This is a genomic window from Rhodococcus globerulus NBRC 14531 (genome assembly GCF_001894805.1).
In the GTDB taxonomy this organism is placed as follows: domain Bacteria; phylum Actinomycetota; class Actinomycetes; order Mycobacteriales; family Mycobacteriaceae; genus Rhodococcus_F; species Rhodococcus_F globerula.
In genome coordinates this window covers 494,880-511,613 of sequence record NZ_BCWX01000002.1, presented here as the reverse complement: position 1 = coordinate 511,613, position 16,734 = coordinate 494,880, and the positions used below count along the sequence as shown (strand labels likewise).

At 63.3% G+C, this 16,734-nt stretch carries 18 protein-coding genes; 4 read left to right on the top strand and 14 right to left on the bottom strand.

Going from position 1 to position 16,734, the window contains the following annotated elements; all coding sequences use genetic code 11:
- Window positions 1-20: 20 nt before the first annotated feature.
- Window positions 21-290 carry a 30S ribosomal protein S15 gene (gene rpsO / locus RG2_RS10970; protein ID WP_033234901.1) on the bottom strand — a complete coding sequence of 90 codons (270 nt, stop codon included), beginning with the start codon at window positions 288-290 and terminating at the stop codon, window positions 21-23.
- Between the two features lie 157 nt (window positions 291-447).
- On the bottom strand, window positions 448-1,428 hold the full coding sequence (locus RG2_RS10965; protein ID WP_045067300.1) for a bifunctional riboflavin kinase/FAD synthetase: 981 nt from the start codon (window positions 1,426-1,428) through the stop codon (window positions 448-450).
- Between the two features lie 117 nt (window positions 1,429-1,545).
- Here RG2_RS10965 and RG2_RS10960 point away from each other — a divergent pair, with 117 nt between their 5' ends.
- The gene (locus RG2_RS10960; protein ID WP_033234902.1) at window positions 1,546-2,307 is read left to right on the top strand and encodes a metal-dependent transcriptional regulator; all 762 of its coding nucleotides are present in this window, start codon (window positions 1,546-1,548) and stop codon (window positions 2,305-2,307) included.
- A gap of 19 nt (window positions 2,308-2,326) precedes the next feature.
- Here RG2_RS10960 and truB read toward each other — a convergent pair whose 3' ends face one another.
- The 11 genes from truB to rimP all read right to left on the bottom strand — a co-directional run bounded on the left by truB (window position 2,327) and on the right by rimP (window position 13,333).
- Entirely contained in the window at window positions 2,327-3,250 is a 924-nt protein-coding gene (gene truB / locus RG2_RS10955) for a tRNA pseudouridine(55) synthase TruB (protein WP_033234903.1), read from the bottom strand.
- A 24-nt stretch (window positions 3,251-3,274) separates the two neighbouring features.
- Window positions 3,275-3,934 (bottom strand): 4'-phosphopantetheinyl transferase family protein, encoded by a 660-nt coding sequence (locus RG2_RS10950; protein WP_033234904.1) that lies wholly within the window; start codon window positions 3,932-3,934, stop codon window positions 3,275-3,277.
- Window positions 3,935-3,948: 14 nt separating this feature from the next.
- Entirely contained in the window at window positions 3,949-4,872 is a 924-nt protein-coding gene (locus tag RG2_RS10945) for a metallophosphoesterase family protein (RefSeq protein WP_033234905.1), read from the bottom strand.
- Window positions 4,857-6,275: an MATE family efflux transporter gene (locus RG2_RS10940; RefSeq protein ID WP_080711754.1), complete on the bottom strand. Its 1,419-nt coding sequence runs from the start codon at window positions 6,273-6,275 to the stop codon at window positions 4,857-4,859. Before RG2_RS10940 ends, RG2_RS10945 begins: the two co-directional genes overlap by 16 nt.
- Before the next feature lie 10 nt (window positions 6,276-6,285).
- Window positions 6,286-7,290: a DHH family phosphoesterase gene (locus RG2_RS10935; protein ID WP_033234907.1), complete on the bottom strand. Its 1,005-nt coding sequence runs from the start codon at window positions 7,288-7,290 to the stop codon at window positions 6,286-6,288.
- A 12-nt stretch (window positions 7,291-7,302) separates the two neighbouring features.
- Window positions 7,303-7,788 carry a 30S ribosome-binding factor RbfA gene (rbfA, locus tag RG2_RS10930; RefSeq protein WP_033234908.1) on the bottom strand — a complete coding sequence of 162 codons (486 nt, stop codon included), beginning with the start codon at window positions 7,786-7,788 and terminating at the stop codon, window positions 7,303-7,305.
- A gap of 149 nt (window positions 7,789-7,937) precedes the next feature.
- Window positions 7,938-8,228, bottom strand: a complete 291-nt coding sequence (locus RG2_RS10925) for a DUF503 domain-containing protein (RefSeq protein WP_033234909.1) — start codon at window positions 8,226-8,228, stop codon at window positions 7,938-7,940.
- Window positions 8,229-8,367: 139 nt separating this feature from the next.
- Window positions 8,368-11,196, bottom strand: a complete 2,829-nt coding sequence (infB, locus tag RG2_RS10920) for a translation initiation factor IF-2 (RefSeq protein ID WP_072782486.1) — start codon at window positions 11,194-11,196, stop codon at window positions 8,368-8,370.
- A 108-nt stretch (window positions 11,197-11,304) separates the two neighbouring features.
- Window positions 11,305-11,655, bottom strand: coding sequence for a YlxR family protein (locus RG2_RS10915; protein ID WP_045067292.1), 351 nt, complete (start codon window positions 11,653-11,655; stop codon window positions 11,305-11,307).
- Between the two features lie 44 nt (window positions 11,656-11,699).
- The gene (gene nusA, locus RG2_RS10910) at window positions 11,700-12,731 is read right to left on the bottom strand and encodes a transcription termination factor NusA (protein ID WP_033234910.1); all 1,032 of its coding nucleotides are present in this window, start codon (window positions 12,729-12,731) and stop codon (window positions 11,700-11,702) included.
- Window positions 12,728-13,333 (bottom strand): ribosome maturation factor RimP, encoded by a 606-nt coding sequence (gene rimP, locus RG2_RS10905; RefSeq protein WP_033234911.1) that lies wholly within the window; start codon window positions 13,331-13,333, stop codon window positions 12,728-12,730. The genes nusA and rimP overlap by 4 nt, the downstream gene beginning before the upstream one ends.
- Before the next feature lie 268 nt (window positions 13,334-13,601).
- Between rimP and RG2_RS10900 the strand changes: the two genes are divergently transcribed.
- Both RG2_RS10900 and RG2_RS10895 read left to right on the top strand, forming a co-directional pair.
- Complete coding sequence (locus RG2_RS10900; protein WP_033234912.1) at window positions 13,602-14,105, top strand: hypothetical protein; 504 nt, start codon at window positions 13,602-13,604, stop codon at window positions 14,103-14,105.
- Window positions 14,102-14,548 carry a ferritin-like domain-containing protein gene (locus RG2_RS10895; RefSeq protein WP_033235019.1) on the top strand — a complete coding sequence of 149 codons (447 nt, stop codon included), beginning with the start codon at window positions 14,102-14,104 and terminating at the stop codon, window positions 14,546-14,548. Before RG2_RS10900 ends, RG2_RS10895 begins: the two co-directional genes overlap by 4 nt.
- Window positions 14,549-14,600: 52 nt before the next feature.
- Here the strand turns inward: RG2_RS10895 and RG2_RS10890 are convergent, their stop codons facing one another.
- Window positions 14,601-16,013: a DHA2 family efflux MFS transporter permease subunit gene (locus RG2_RS10890; RefSeq protein ID WP_033234913.1), complete on the bottom strand. Its 1,413-nt coding sequence runs from the start codon at window positions 16,011-16,013 to the stop codon at window positions 14,601-14,603.
- 70 nt (window positions 16,014-16,083) lie between these two features.
- Here RG2_RS10890 and RG2_RS10885 point away from each other — a divergent pair, with 70 nt between their 5' ends.
- Window positions 16,084-16,719, top strand: a complete 636-nt coding sequence (locus RG2_RS10885) for a TetR/AcrR family transcriptional regulator (RefSeq protein WP_033234914.1) — start codon at window positions 16,084-16,086, stop codon at window positions 16,717-16,719.
- Window positions 16,720-16,734 lie beyond the last annotated feature (15 nt).

The window sequence follows — 16,734 nt, the reverse complement described above, 5'->3', positions numbered from 1 at the left end:
GATCAGCGTCGTGACAAAATCTAGCGACGCAGGCCGAGGCGCTCGATGAGCGCACGGTAACGAGCGACGTCCGTCTTTGCCACGTACTTGAGCAGACGACGACGACGACCGACCATCAAGAGCAGTCCACGACGTGAGTGGTGGTCATGCTTGTGGGTCTTGAGGTGCTCGGTGAGATCGGTGATGCGCTTGGTGAGCATTGCCACCTGAGCTTCGGGCGATCCCGTGTCGGTCTCATGCAAGCCGTACTCGCCGAGAACGGCCTTCTTTTCTTCCGTGGTCAATGCCACTTGATTCACTCCTGTGATGACGTTTGCGTGAAAGGAACTAGATCGGACGCGGCCGCCGCAAACCGCAGCACACACCGAGAGAAGATTCTACCAGGACCGTTGCGATCGATTTACCGGTCGACGGCAAGTGTGTCAGCCGACACTCTGTTCCCGGGCGTCAGCCGACGCTCTGTTCCGAGTCGTGATCCAGAATTTCACGAGCGCGCTCGACATCGCGATTCATTTCCGCGATCAACGACTCGATGGAATCGAACTTCTCCATCCCACGGATCCGCGCCACCAGGTCGACGGCGACATGTTGTCCGTACAGATCTGCGTCGGCGTCGAGAACAAAAGCCTCGACGGTGCGAGCGCGACCGGAGAATGTCGGATTGGTGCCGACGGACACTGCCGACTTGTACCGCTTTCCCGGTACGAGCGTGCCCAACTCCTCGTCTGCCCCCAGAACGCTGAACCAGGCCGCGTAAACGCCGTCGGCCGGAATAGCCGAGAACACCGGAGGCGCAACGTTTGCCGTCGGAAATCCGAGTTCACGGCCACGCTTGTCGCCGTGCACCACAACACCTTCGACGCGATGCGGTCGACCGAGCGCCTCGGTTGCCGCAGCCATGTCACCGGCGTCGACGCACGAGCGAATGTAGGTCGACGAGAACGTCACCGCATGCTCGGCGAGCAATTGGACACCGTCGACGGCAAATCCGAATCGATCGCCCATTTCGCGAAGCAGATCGACGTTACCCAGGGCTTTCTTGCCGAACGTGAAGTTGTCGCCCACGACAACCTCGGCAACGTGCAGGCGCTCCACCAGGATTTCGTGGACGTACCGCTCCGGAGTCAGCTTCATGAAATCCGCGGTGAACGGCATGACGCAGAAGACGTCGATGCCCAACTCTTCGGCCAATTCCGCACGACGCGCCAGCGTCGTCAACTGAGCCGGATGACTACCCGGTCGCACAACTTCCATGGGGTGCGGATCGAACGTCATGAGCACACTGGGAACCCCGCGCTTTCGCGCCGCGGCTACTGCCCGGGCAATTAATTGGGCATGCCCACGGTGCACACCGTCGAACACACCGATAGTGAGCACACAACGACCCCAATCGGCCGGAACTTCGTCGAGACCACGCCACCTCAGCACGAAAGGCAGCCTACGGGGCGCACCGTCAGTAGTTTCGGTTGGACCCGCCGAGCGGTCTGCCACTGCACTACGTCGCAGGTACGGAACTTCCGCAATTCGTAGCCTAAGCTAAGTGTCGTGGCAGCTCACAAGACTGGACCCTCCGATACACACTCTGCACCGGATGGTGCCGCCGAATCCGGCGACGCGGATTCCCACCCGGACGGATCGATCGACACGCTTGCACTGTCCTCGGTCGCGCAGGACTACCTGAAGGTCATCTGGACCATTCAGGAGTGGTCACTCGAACGCATCTCCACGAAGTTGCTGTCCGAGAAGATGGGCGTCTCCGCCTCCACGGTGTCCGAAGCCATCCGCAAACTGTCCGATCAGGGTCTGGTCGATCACGCCCGATACGGATCGATCGCGTTGACGGACACTGGCCGGGCGGCAGCTGTCTCCATGGTGCGACGCCACCGATTGCTCGAAACGTATCTCGTTCACGAACTCGGCTACGGCTGGGACGAGGTTCACGACGAAGCCGAAATTCTCGAGCACGCCGTCTCCGACCTGATGATCTCGCGCATCGATGCCAAACTCGGCTTCCCCGAACGCGATCCGCACGGCGACCCCATCCCGGCCGCCGACGGGTCGATTCCCACTCCCCCGGCGCGCCAGCTCAGCGACTTCGCCAACGGTGAGCGCGGGCGGGTTGCGCGTATTTCCGACTCCGATCCGGAGATGCTTCGCTACTTCGATTCCGTCGGCGTCACACTCGACGTCGAGATCACCGTGGAGGAGCGTCGCGATTTTGCCGGCACCGTCTCCGTACGCTTGGGCGACAACCCCGACTGTATAGATCTGGGAAGCCCTGTCGCCCAAGCCATCTGGCTGGTCTGAATAGCCTGGTCCGGAGTGACTAATCTTGACGCAGTGTCGCCGGGCGGACGACCATGACCGAGCTCGCACGCTTTCCCTTTTCCTGCAGCAGGGCAATCGTATGGCCGCTGGGATCGATGGCCGCGTAGACACCTTTGAGCCCGATCGGTTCGAGCCACCGCCCCTGGCTGATGGCTTCGGCCTCGGCCACTGTGATCTGACGGTGTGGGAACGCAGTCTGGGCGGCCTGGTCGATATCGAGACTCACGCCGGGAGCCTCGGCGAGATCTTCGAGCGTGCGCGCGTGTTCGAGAGTGAACGGTCCGACGCGCGTGCGACGCAGTGCCGTCAGATGACCGCCGACACCCAACGTTCGCCCGAGATCACGCGCCAGCGAACGAATGTAAGTGCCGGACGAGCACTCCACGTCGACGTCGAGGTCGACAAATCCGCCCTCGATGTCGCGTCGGGCAAGAATCTCGAACGTCGACACCGTCACCGGACGCGCGGCAAGTTCGACGGTTTCACCGGCTCGTACCAGAGCGTGAGCCCGCTGACCGTCCACCTTGATGGCGCTGACACTGGCCGGGATCTGCTCGATGTCACCGGTCAGCGTCGCCACTACTGCGGCGATCTCCTCATCCGTCACGGCCGACGCATCCGTTGAGGTGAGTACTTCACCTTCCGCGTCGTCGGTGGTCGTCGACGCACCCAACCGGATGGTCGCCGAATACGCCTTGGTGGTCAGTGCCAGCAGTCCGAGCAGTTTGGTGGCACGCTCCACGCCGAGAACCAGCACACCGGTTGCCATGGGATCAAGCGTTCCCGCATGGCCGACCTTGCGAGTATTCAACAGCTTGCGGCACCGGGCCACTACGTCATGGCTGGTGAGGCCTGCTTCTTTGTCGACGATCAAGATTCCGGCGCCGACAAGTCCGGAGGAAGGCTTTTCGCGAGCTGACACGGGTCTCGATTCTGCCAGCCGGACTCACTGCACCGAAATTGCCGTCAGGATCAGTCCGTCGGACACCATCCACCTACCGTCGAATTCGGTGAGCGGCGCACCGGAGGTCGTCTCCCCCGGGACCAACAACTTGGATCGGAACGTGCCAGACGTATCCGATTCGGATTCGAACGTGATGTGTGCGTCCTCGAACCCCAACCACCGTTGTGTCAGGGGGAACCACGCCTTGTACGTGGCTTCCTTGGCGCAGAACAGGATTCGATCCCAGTGGACGCGACCGTCGCCGGCCTGCTCGCCCAGCCAGGTGCGCTCGTCCTCGATGCTGACGGCCGGAAGCACCCCGTCCGGCAACGGTCCGTGGGGTTCGGCGTCGATACCGAGCGAACGAACCTGCATCGAGTACGCCAGCACCGCGCCGCGATATCCGTCGCAGTGCGCGAGGCTGCCGACAACGCCTTTCGGCCACAACGGCGCTCCCCGCTCCCCCCGCATGACGGGGGCCGCCGGGACACCCAGTTTCCCCATGGCGGTGCGGGCAAGATTGCGCGTCGTCACGAATTCGCGACGACGCTTCTCCACCGCACGGCCGATCAGCGCCTCTTCGCTGGGATGCGGGACAAGTCCAGGCGGATCCTCGAACGCCTCGGCAATCGCGATGCCGCCGGGCAGAATCTGTTCGATCACGTGTCGGTGCCTTTCTAGCGACCCGAGCGCATACGCTCGACTTCGGCTTCCTGCTCCGGCGTCACCTTGAAGTGGCCGCCCCATTTGTTCAACGTTCCCGGCGGGTACTCCGGCACCGGCAGAATCTGCCGCAACAGTTTCTCGGGCAGGCCGCGCCGACGCCACTCCCGTGGGTATCCGAGCGACACTTCCTCGAAGCGGACGCCGTCGTAGTAGGTGGTTCGCGGGATGTGCAGGTGCCCGTAGACCGAGCACACGGCGTTGTATTTCACATGCCAGTCCGCGGTCAGCGTCGTACCGCACCACAGCGCGAATTCCGGATAGATCAGCACGTCAGTCGGTTGACGAACCAACGGAAAGTGATTGATCAGCACGGTCTTCGTACCTTCGGGCAACGCGTCCAGACGCTCCTGCGTGTACGCGATGCGGGCACGGCACCACGCGTCGCGGGTTGCGTACGGCTGCGACGACAGCAGAAATTCGTCGGTGGCGACGACGTTCTTGTCCCGCGCGATCTCGAGGCCGTGTTCCTTGTCTCGCGCCCCGACGGGCAGGAACGAGTAGTCGTAGAGCAGGAACATCGGGACGAGCGTCACCGGACCGTCTTCGCCCTCCCACACCGGGAACGGATCCTCCGGCGTGATGACGTCGATCTCGCGGCACATGTTGACCAGGTACTCGTACCGCGGAGCGCCGTGAATCTGCACCGGGTCCTTGGCCGTGGTCCACAGTTCGTGGTTGCCGGGAATCCAGATGACCTTCGCGAAGCGCGAACGCAGGAGCGTGAGCGCCCAGCGAATATCGTCGGTCTTCTCCGACACGTCGCCGGCCAGGATCAACCAGTCGTCCGGCGAGTCCGGGAACAGGTCCTCCGTCATCGGCTTGTTGCCGTTGTGACCGACATGGATGTCGCTCACTGCCATCAGCTTTGCTGCCACGATCCCTCAGCTTCCTCACTCGAACGCTCGACTGCATGTGCAGTTGTCTCGGTTCCCGTCACAGCCCACTTTCCCGACAGCGCACGCCAGGACACCGCAATCATCCGCAGTACGACAAACACGGTCAGGCCCGCCCAGATTCCGGCCAACCCCCAGTCGAAGGCCAGCGACATCCAGATTGCCGGCAGAAATCCGACCACCGCACACGCCATGGTGGCATTTCTCATGAAGGTCACATCACCGGCGCCGAGGAGAACTCCGTCGAGGGCAAACACGACTCCCGCGACCGGCATGATCGCGACGAAGAACCACCAGGCGATCGACATCTGCGCCAGCACCTCGTCGTCTGCCGTGAACAGTTGCGGGATCACCGAGTGCCCGGCGGCAAACAGAACGGCCAACAGCACTGCGAAGACCGTCGACCACACTGTGATCCGCCACGCCATTTTCTTGGCAGCAACCGCAAATCCGCCTCCCAGCGCGGCCCCGATCAGCGTCTGCGCGGCGATCGCCAATGAATCGAGAAGCAGCGCAACCAGGTTCCACAACTGCAGAACCACCTGATGCGCGCCCACCACGGCTGCTCCGAATCGCGACGCAACCGCCGCAGCCGACACGAAACAGGCTTGGAAAGCGAGGCTGCGGAGAATCAAATCGCGGCCCATGACCATCTGCGCGCGCATGATCGACACACGTGGTCTGACCGAGACTGGTTCGCGGAACAACGCCCACGCGAACAAGATGCCGGAAATACTCTGACCGACAAGATTCGCAACCGCCGAACCTTCGAGTTCGAGGCGCGGCGCACCCCATAATCCGTGAACCAGGATCGGGCACAGAACTGCCGAAATCCCCAGTCCCACAAGAACGAATCGCAGCGGACGGATCGTGTTCTGCAGCCCTCGCATCCAACCGTTGCCGGCGAGGGCTACCAGAATGAGCGGCACACCCAGTACCGCGATGCGCAACCAACTCTCGGCCGCATCCGCGATATCGGAACCGCCCGCCACCGCCGACGTCAACGGCCCGGCAATCGCCTGCACCACCGCCACCAACAGCAGCCCGATCACCAACGCCAACCACGTTGCCTGAACACCTTCACCCACCGCCTCGCGATCGCGGCCGGCGCCGTGCAGTCGAGCCGCGCGAGCGGTGGTTCCATACGAGAGGAACGTCAACTGAGTGCTCACCAACGACAAGATGAGCCCGCCCACCGCCAGACCCGCCAACGGAAGGGCTCCGAGCCGTCCCACGACTGCGATGTCGAACAGGAGATAGAGCGGCTCGGCTGCCAGCACACCTAGCGCAGGCAACGCCAACCCGAAGATACGACGGCCGGTCACGTCGACCTCGGCGCCGGATTTTGTCGCAGTTGCTGGCACAGGACTATCGGATGCGGTCACGATCGGACACTCACCCCAGTGCGGCAATCAACGCTGCAACCGTCTGCTCACTCGAATCGGTCGAGGTGTAGCCGGCCGAGAGCCGATGTCCACCGCCACCGAGTCTCTCCGCGACAGCCGAGACGTCGACATCGGTCTTCGCGCGCAACGATATCGACCAGCTGCCGGTTTCCGATTCCTTGAGCACAGCGGCAACCTCGGCTTCCGACGTCGTCCGGACGATGTCGACAACGCTCTCGATTTCCTCGGACCGCAGATCTCCGATGTCGTCTCGGCGGATTACCGCGTACACGAGACCGCGACCACCCGCAGCGCTTCGTACCAGCGTCGCCGAGCCGAGCACCGACGACAGCATCGGCAGCCAGCCGAACGGATGCGTGTCGAGAAGTTGCCGAGCGATGGTGTCGCCGTCGATACCGGTGGCTAACAGCCGGGCCGCAAGAACATGCGTCGACGGCCCGCCCCAACGGAAGGACCCCGTATCGGTCACCAGACCGGCATACAGGCAATGGGCCACGTCTCGATCGATCTCCACGCCCCAAAAATCGAACAACCGTGCCAGCAGAGCCGTCGTCGATGCTGCGGATTCGTCCACGACGTTGATCGCACCGAATTCCGAATTGGATCGATGATGATCCACGACGACAGTGCTGGCCGCACCAGCCAACCGATCCGCAAGAGCGCCCAAGCGCCCGGCGCTTCCCACGTCGACGGTGATCAGGACGTCCACTTCGGAACGCACGGAAGCCGGTGGAACCAACAGATGCAGACCGGGAAATCCGAGCATGGACTCGGGCAGGTGCGCAGGCCGGCTGAAGGCAACCTGAACCGAAACGCCCCGGCGCTCGAGCGCCAACCCCAATGCCAGACCGCTGCCGATAGTGTCTGCGTCAGGCTGGATGTGGCACAGAATAGTTGCCGTCCGAGCCGCATCCAGCACTTCGATTGCCCGCGCGAAGCCTGCCCGGCAAGGATCCTCGCAAGGGTCTCCGTCAGCGCGTGCGGTGATCGTCATCCTCGCTGCGGGTCAGTCGAGATCTCGAGCATCCGAGGCAACGACGTCGTCATCGTCGTCAGCAGCTACTCGTGGCTCCTTGTACGGATCTGCATCACCGGCAGGCTGAGCTCCCTCGCGAGCCTTGGCGAGCTCGCCGTCGGCGGCACGCGCACGAGCCAACAGCTCTTCCATGTGGCGCGCAGTGTCGGGAACGGTGTCCGCGACAAACGTCAGCGTCGGGGTGAAACGGACACCGGTGCCGGCGCCCACCTTCGACCGCAGAACACCCTTGGCCTTCTCGAGACCGGCTGCAGCAGCTTCGACGTCGGGTGCGGAATCGACCTTTTCACCCATCACGGTGTAGTACACGGTCGCATCGTGCAGGTCGTTGGTGACCTTCGTGTCGGTGATGGTCACAAAAGCAAGCCGCGGATCCTTGATCTCGTGGTCGATTGCGGTCGCGACAATCGTGCCGATTCGTTTTGCGAGCTTACGGGCCCGGGCGGGATCCACCATGATCTCTGTCTCCTTCTCCCTGGACTTTCGATTCCACGGACATTCGATTTCACGCACATCCGATACGAGATAACTCGATCGTTCACAATGTTCGATTTACAAGAATTATTACCGACACCAGTCTTGTGCATCGCCGCCCACCGACCAAATCAGTCCTCGGGACCGAAGACACGCCGACGTACGGCAAGTAACTGCATTTCCGGTCGCGCCGCAACCGCTCGCTCACAACGATCGAGTACGTCGTGCAGATGATCCATCGACGAACTGACCGCAGCAACACCGACCAAGGCGCGGCGAAGACGCCCCTGTTCCCCGGCTTCCGCCGCACTGATCCCGAAACGTCGCAGTTCGGTCAGAATCGGCGACACCAGCGAACGCTTTTCCTTGAGGGAGTGGACATCTCCGAAAAGAATGTCGAACTCCAATGCACCTACGAACATATTCCCCCAGACCGTTTCTCGTCCCAGACCGCTTCCTCGTCGGCATAGCCGAATGGACTCTCCCGGACATTGTGGTCAATGTCCAGGAGAGTCCATGTCAGTCAATACTCACGAGCGCCCCCAGCGCCCGCGGCGACTACTAGTCGCGCGGCTTCTCACGAAGCTCGTAGCACTCCAGAACGTCACCGATCTTGATATCGGAGTAGGTGACGGTCAGACCACATTCGTAGCCTTCGCGAACCTCGGTGGCGTCTTCCTTCTCCCGCTTGAGCGAGGAGATGGTGACCGTCTCGGCGACAACCTTGCTGTCGCGGATGAGACGTGCCTTGGCGTTGCGACGGATGCTGCCCGACGTGACCAAGCAACCGGCAATGTTGCCGATCTTGGACGAACGGAACATCGCGCGGATCTCCGCCTTGCCCAGCTCGACCTCTTCGTACACCGGCTTGAGCAGACCCTTGAGAGCCTTCTCGACCTCGTCGATGGCCTGGTAGATCACCGAGTAGTACCGGATGTCGACACCCTCGCGGTTCGCCAGCTCGGTCGCCTTGCCTTCGGCACGGACGTTGAAGCCGATGATGATCGCGTTGGAAGCCGCTGCCAGGTTGACGTTGGTCTCCGTGACGCCACCGACACCGCGGTCGATGACGCGCAACTGCACCTCGTCGTCGATCGGGATAGCCAGCAGTGCCTCTTCGAGAGCCTCGACGGTTCCCGAGTTGTCGCCCTTGAGGATCAAGTTCAGCTGCGAATGTTCCTTCAGAGCTGCATCGAGATCGTCCAAGCTGATGCGCTTGCGGCTCTTCGCTGCCAACGCGTTGCGCTTACGTGCATTGCGACGGTCAGCGATCTGACGGGCAATACGGTCCTCGTCGACCACGAGCAGGTTGTCGCCTGCACCGGGGACGGACGTGAAGCCGATGACCTGAACCGGACGCGAAGGCAGTGCCTCGTGGACGTCCTCGCCGTGCTCGTCCACCATGCGGCGGACGCGGCCGTATGCATCACCGGCGACGATGGAATCGCCGACGCGCAGCGTTCCGCGCTGGATGAGCACTGTGGCAACGGGGCCACGGCCACGGTCGAGGTGAGCCTCGATCGCAACACCCTGTGCATCCATGTCCGGGTTTGCGCGCAGATCCAGGGAAGCATCCGCGGTCAGCAGCACAGCTTCGAGAAGCTGATCGATGTGCAGACCCTGCTTCGCCGAGATGTCGACGAACATGGTGTCTCCGCCGTATTCCTCGGCGACCAGTCCGTACTCGGTCAGCTGCTGACGGATCTTGTCCGGGTTAGCGCCTTCCTTGTCGATCTTGTTGACCGCGACCACGATCGGCACGTCGGCCGCCTGGGCGTGGTTGATCGCTTCCACCGTCTGCGGCATGACACCGTCGTCGGCTGCGACAACAAGGATCGCGAGGTCGGTGGCCTTGGCACCACGAGCACGCATGGCCGTGAAGGCCTCGTGACCGGGGGTGTCGATGAACGTCACGAGACGCTCGTTGCCCTCGAGTTCGGTGAGCACCTGGTAAGCACCGATGTGCTGCGTGATGCCGCCGGCTTCGCCCTCACGGACGTTGGCCTTACGGATCACATCGAGCAGACGGGTCTTACCGTGGTCGACGTGGCCCATGACGGTGACCACAGGCGGACGGGACTCGAGGTCCTCTTCTCCGCCGGCGTCCTCGCCGTAGGTGAGGTCGAAGTGTTCGAGCAGCTCACGGTCTTCGTCCTCAGGGCTGACGACCTGAACGACGTAGTTCATTTCACCGCCGAGAAGCTCCAGCGTCTCGTCGTTGACCGACTGCGTTGCCGTGACCATCTCGCCGAGATTGAACAGTGCCTGCACAAGTGCTGCGGGGTTCGCATCGATCTTGTCTGCGAAGTCGGACAGCGACGCGCCGCGAGCGAGACGGATGGTCTCGCCGTTGCCGCGAGGCAGCCTGACGCCACCGACTGCGGGAGCCTGCATGCTCTCGTACTCGGCGCGCTTTGCCCGCTTCGACTTACGTCCACGACGAACAGCGCCGCCGGGACGACCGAATGCGCCTGCTGCTGCGCCGCGCTGACCGGGACGGCCACCGCCGCCGGGACGAGCGGAACGAGCAGGCATTGCACCCGGGTTGGGGCGAGGAGGCATGGAGCCGGGGCTCGGACGGGGTCCACCCTGACCTGCGGGCGGACGGGGTCCACCCTGGCCGGGAGCCGGACGAGGACCGCCCTGGCCGGGAGCCGGACGAGGACCGCCCTGGCCGGGAGCCGGACGGGGTCCACCCTGGCCGGGAGCCGGACGAGATCCACCCTGCGCCGCGGGACGCGGAGCGCCCGGACGAGGACCGCTCTGGCCCGGAGCCGGACGTGGTGCCGGACGCTCAGCCGGAGCCGAGGAGTACGGGTTGTTTCCGACGCGCGGAGCCTTGGGCATCGGACGAGGTCCACCGGGCTTTGCACCGGTCGACGGTGCTGCCGGAGCAGCTGCAGCGGGTGCTGCCGGTGCCGCGGGAGCTGCCGGAGCCGGACGAGCCGGCTTCGGAGCGTTGCTGGGTGCAGCGGGCGCATTGAACGTCGGCGTGGGAACTGCCGGCGTCGTAGGAGCCGGTGCTGCGGGAGCGGACGGTGCTGCCGGGGCCGGAGCTGCAGCAGCCGGGGCTGCCGGTGCTGCGGGAGCCGGTGCAGCCGGCTTGGGGCCGGGACGCTGCCCGGGACGCGGTGCGCCGGGCTTTGCTGCCGACGGCGACGGTGCGCCTGGCTTTGCTGCGGGCTTTGCCGCTGCATCGCCGGACGCGGGCTTGGTTTCTGCACCACCGGCAGACGGGAATGATTCCCGCAGACGACGTGCGACGGGCGCCTCCACTGTGGATGACGCAGACTTTACGAACTCGCCCTGCTCTTTGAGCGTTGCGAGTAGTTCCTTGCTGGTAACACCGAGCTCTTTAGCCAACTCGTGTACGCGGGCCTTGCCTGCCACTGCTCTCCTCACTGATGAGGTCGAGCAGGAGGCATCCCACAGATGTGGGTCCCACACGACCTCGGGTTATAGCCGATGGACGTTCATCGTTGGTGCTTCACGGTGTGCTCATGAGTGCTTGTGCCTGTTCTTCTCGAGAGGTACTGCTTTTGTGTGAACTGCGTCGACCAGCTGGTCGACAGCGGACGTGTCCAGATTTCCGGACACTCGCAGTGCTCTGCTGAATGCTCGGCGCCGCTCTGCCAGGCTCAGGCAACTCGGATCCAGGTGCAGCCATGCACCTCGACCGTGGAGCCTTCGCAATACGTCGGGGACAAGCAGGGAACCCTCCGGCCCCTGCCCACCAACCACGACCCTCAACAGATCGGCAGCCGACCCTTGTTCCCTGCATCCCACACACGTTCTGACCGGCGAACCGGGCGTCGCGCGCGCAAAATCCGAGGACTCACGTCGAACCATCGTCTACTCTACCGTCGAACTGTCTGGAACACTGCATTCCACCGTTATCCGTTTGACGCGCCGGAGCGATCCGACGCGTCGTCGACCGGTGCTGCATCGCTTCGAATATCGATACGCCAACCGGTCAACCGTGCAGCAAGGCGGGCATTTTGACCCTCCTTGCCGATGGCTAGCGACAGCTGGAAATCAGGCACGATAACCCGAGCTGCACGGGCATCGAGGTCGACAACAGTGACGGAGACCACTTTCGACGGAGAGAGTGCGTTGCCCACAAATGTCGCGGGGTCCTCGTCGTAGTCGATGATGTCGATCTTCTCGCCCGCAAGTTCGCTCATGACGTTACGCACGCGCTGCCCCATGGGACCGATGCATGCACCCTTCGCATTGAGCCCGTGAACGCGCGACGCAACTGCGATCTTGGAACGGTGACCAGCTTCGCGGGCAACATTGATGATCTCGACGCTGCCGTCGGCAATTTCGGGAACCTCGAGCGCAAACAGCTTCCGAACCAGGTTCGGGTGGGTGCGCGACAGCGTGATCTGCGGGCCGCGCGCGCCGCGGGCAACCCCGACGACGTAGCACTTGATGCGCTCGCCGTGCTCGTAGCTTTCACCCGGAACCTGCTCGGCCGGCGGGAGCAGGCCTTCGGTGCCATGCGCGTCGCTGCCGATTCGCACGACAACCATGCCACGCGAGTTCGCGCGGGTGTCTCGCTGGATCACACCACCAACGATTTCACCTTCGTGCGTCGAGTACTCGCCGAAACTGCGCTCGTGCTCGGCATCACGCAGACGCTGAAGAATCACCTGACGCGCGGTGGTCGCCGCGATCCGGCCGAAGCCCTCGGGGGTGTCGTCCCACTCGGCGCCCACCATATTTCCGTCGGAGTCGGTGTCGTGAGCCATGACTCGCACCGATCCGGTCTTGAGATTGACGTCGATCCGAGCGTTCTGCTTGTGGCCCTCGGTGTGTCGGTATGCCGTCAGCAGCGCAGTCTGGATCGTGGCGATCACCGTTTCGATCGGGACGCCTTTTTCGGCCTCGATCGCTCGCAACGCTGCAATGTCGATATTCACTTGTCGAACCCTTCTTCGTTATCTACGTCTTCTACGTCTTCTTCGGAATCGAGCACCTGTGCATCGGACTCGTCGAGGTCCGTATGCACTGCCCGACCCTCCGGGATTCCTCCGGCAAGCTCCAGCTCTGCGTCGCTCGGCTTCGAAAACTCGACCTGCACAACAGCTTTCTGCACGTCTGCCAGTGGTATCTCGCGGACTGTCAGCCCGCCGCGACCGTTCATCACCACTGCAACCGAATCCTCGCCGAGGACACCGATTCGACCGACGACGGTCTCGTCGGCAAGATCGATGCGTGCTTTGCGCCCACGTGCGCGACGCCAATGTCGCTCTGCTGTCAGCGGCCGATCGATCCCGGGCGACGTGACCTCGAGCGTGTACGGCGCTTCCCCGATTTCCTCGAGGCTGTCGAACAACTCGGAGACGAGCCGACTGATCTCGGCAGCGGCATCCAGTTCGATACCGGCGTCACTGTCGACCATGATGCGAACGGCGCTGTGCTTGCCCGCATTAGTGACTACGACGTCCTCGACGTCGTAGCCCTTGGACTGCACGAGTTCGGAGACCAGCTCGATAACCCTGTCCTTGGATGGCACCGGCATCTCGCGAACTCCTCGTTTCAGTTGTCGTCGACTCGCATCGACTCGGTGTTGTCAGTCTGTGTGGCTCAGGCCTGTGTGATGCAGGTCTCGAAGTAGCAGGTACCCAGTTTGTGGGCATGCCAAAGACACCATTCGCCACACTGTCCGGCCAAGCATCCAAGAGTACCGCCCCTTCGAGATGCCTGCGACCAGACCGACCGTTACACATCACACGTGAACACGTTTGCCTGATTCGAACGAATCGCGCGGTACCTGGCACCATGGACGAGTGCTGACGCCCCTATCCACCACCTCCCACTCCCGCCGGAGTGCGCTGAAGATCGCAGGTGCGGCGTCGATCGGCGCCATCGCCTTCGCGGCCACAGCGTGTACTGACAACGGCTCCGCCCAGGCCGCCGTAGAAGTCGACCAGCTGACCTCGCAGGCCGATCGCGCACGAGCAGACGCCGCCGCTGCAAGCAATTCGATCGCGCTCGCACCGGAACGTGTTGCCGCGCTCACGACGATCAGCGCGGAGCGCACCGCTCATGCCGATGCCCTCGACGCCGAGATCGCGCGAGCGGCAGGCGGGGGTGCCGGCACCACGTCAACGCCGTCAGCGTCGTCGACCGCACCCGCAGCGCCCGCGGGGATCGACGCTGTGCGGGCGTCGTTAGCGGAGTCCGCTCGCAGCGCTGCCGATCTCGCTCGGACGACATCGGGCTATCGCGCCGGACTGCTCGGTTCGATCAGCGCGGCGTGCGCCACCCAGACGGCGGTACTGCTGCCATGAGCATTCTGCGCACATCGACAACCAGTGATTCAGCCGTGCTCGACGCCATCGAATCCGAGAACGCCGCAATCTTCGCTTACGGCGTCGTCGCAGCGTTCTCCAACCCGGCTCGGGCCAGCGAGGTTGCCACCCACATGGCAACCCACCGGGCGCGCCGTGACGCTCTGTCCGTCATCGCCGTCGACGCGGGCCTCACTCCCCCGATTGCCGCCGCCGGCTACGACATCCCTTTCCCGGTCACCGACGCCATCACGGCGGCGCAGTTGGCGGCACAGATCGAAGCCGATACCGCGGCTGCGTATCGCGCGTTGATCGAACAGGCCGATTCCGACGATCTCCGCACTTTCGGAGTCGAGGCGCTCACAGACGCCTCGATCCGCGGGGCCGGCTGGAACCTCGCACTCGGGACAACTCCCGCAACATCGGCGTTTCCCGGCGAATAGTGCTGTGCGCCTTCATTAACCGCCCGCGGTTGATAAAGGCGCACAGCAAAACTCACTTCCGAGTCGGCACAAACCATGCCGCCACTACCGCGACCAGTACAAAACATCCGCCGACTCGCAGGGCCGGCGTCAGTGCTTCGCTGTATCCCAGCGGCGTCAACGCTCCACCTGCGGCCAGGAACACCGCTGTCAGGACTGCGATTCCCAATGCGACGCCGATCTCGCGAAGTGTTGCGTTGGTCGAACTGGCCGTGCCGTGATCCGGCGCGTCCATGTCGACGAGTACCGCGGTGGCATTGGGCGCGAAGGTCAGCCCCATGCCGATTCCGGCCATGAGAAGTGCGGGGACGAGTGACGCGTACGTGGCGTCGGGACCGATGCGAGCAGCCAACCAGAACAACGCGCCGGCTTGTAGACCGAGACCGGTGAGAAGCAGCGGCCGCAGTCCCACTTTCGGGGCGAGGAAGCCCGCGATCGGGGCGAAGACCATCGGCGCCGCGGTCCATGGAAGCGTCCGCAACCCGGCTTCGAACGGTGTGAACCCCATCGCGATCTGGAGGTACTGCGAGAGCAGGAACACCGCACCGAAGATGCCGATCGAGAAGGTCAGTCCGATCACGTTTGCCATCGAGAAGCTTCTGGATCGGAACAGACGCAACGGCATCACGGGGTGCGACGTGGTTCGTTCGCGAACGATGAACAGCCCCAAGGCAACTACGGCACCCACCAGCGATGCGACAACACCGAAGGAACCCCAACCGTCGTCGTTTCCGTGAACGATGCCCCAGACAGCGAGGAACACACCAAGTCCGGCCAGCGCGACCCCGGCGACGTCCAAAGGTTGCTTCCGCCCGGTCGATTCGCGCAGTGCATACATTGCGAGCGGAACTGCGACGATTGCTACCGGCACGTTGATCCAGAAGATCCCTTGCCACGAAAAACCGTCGACCACAGCGCCGCCCACCACCGGACCCATCGCGATACCGAGCCCCGATACTCCACCCCAGATGCCGATTGCCATGGCGCGCTTGGCTTCCGGAACCGCAGCCACGAGCAGTGTCAGCGAGAGCGGCATGATGGCAGCAGCGCCGACGCCTTGAACGGCGCGTGCCGCGATCAACAGTCCTGCCGATGTCGAGAGCGCGGAGGCAATTGACGCCGCGGTGAACAGTCCGATCCCGCCGACGAACATGCGTCGCCTACCCCAGCGATCGCCGAGCGTCGTCGCCGACAACATCAGCGTCGCAAACGCAAGCGTGTACGCATTCATGAACCACTGCAACTGGCTCACGGACGCATTCAGATCTTTCTCGATCACCGGCAATGCGCTGGTCATCACCAGATTGTCGAGGGTTGCCATGAACATCGGCAGGGACGCCGCGACGATCGCAATCGCAACCGGTACTGATCGCCTGCGGGTCCCTTCCGAACCGGGTGCGGCACCGGCATTCGCCAAAACAGTCATTGCACGCCTTCGATTAGGTATCAGTTGATTACTTATTCGACGCTAAGTTATCAACTGATAACCTGTCAATATGCCGAGCGAAGATTCCGCCCCACCCAAGCGAAGGATGAGCGCGCCCCAGCGCCGGGCACTTGTCCTTGCAGCAGCCACCAGGGCCTTCGCCCGCGGCGGATACTCCGGCACCAGCACCGATGCGGTCGCGAAGGAAGCCGGTGTCTCGCAGCCGTACATCGTGCGCATGTTCGGAACGAAAGCAGAACTGTTCCGGGCGGTGTTCGCGCGAGCACTCGACGAAATCGTCCGAACCTTCACCGAAAAGCTGGACACACTTGATATCGAGCCTGACGATCCGGAGTTCTGGGCCGAACTCGGTTCCGCCTACGGCGAGCTGATCCTGGACCGCGACCTACTGCTCGTCATGCTGCACGGGTTCGCCACCGGCACAGACGACATCGCCACCGTCTCACGGTTCGCGATGTCGAAGATCTACAGCCTGGTGCGTGATCGAACCGGTTGCACCCCCGAGCAGGCCCGGATGTTCATCGCCAACGGCATGCTCATCAACAATCTGCTCGCGATGAAAGCGCCGGACCACATCGACGAGGATCCCGCGTTAGGGGAACTGTGCGTCAGCGTCTTCGGCGAATCGGCCGCAACAACACTCTCCGCCACCGGCACCGCGCCTGCATCCGACTCGGACACCTGACCGGCCACTGGGATT